Annotated in this window: 1 pseudogene; it reads right to left on the bottom strand. The window is 64.3% G+C overall.

The window, feature by feature from the left end:
* Positions 1 to 76 precede the first annotated feature (76 nt).
* Positions 77 to 235, bottom strand: a pseudogene (locus EOD29_RS37765) (3-deoxy-7-phosphoheptulonate synthase); the annotation flags it as partial.

The following is a 235-nucleotide window of genomic DNA, read 5'->3' as shown; positions in this document are numbered from 1 at the left end:
GGCAGGGCACGATCAACGTGCCCTGCTGGTCTCCTGACGGCGAAGAGTTCGCCTATGTCCGCTATTTCCCGGCTGCTTAAGCGCGGGTCCGGCGGCGCTCGCGGGCGGATTTAGCCAGGTCTTCCAGTACCGCGACCGACATATGCCAGTCGATGCAGCCGTCGGTGATGGACTGGCCGTAGACCAGTGGTTTGCCAGGGACGAGATCCTGGCGGCCGGCGACGAGGTTGCTTTC

The sequence above is a fragment of the Mesorhizobium sp. M1A.T.Ca.IN.004.03.1.1 genome, from assembly GCF_003997555.1.
In the GTDB taxonomy this organism is placed as follows: domain Bacteria; phylum Pseudomonadota; class Alphaproteobacteria; order Rhizobiales; family Rhizobiaceae; genus Mesorhizobium.
This window is presented reverse-complemented; position numbering and strand designations above follow the sequence as displayed.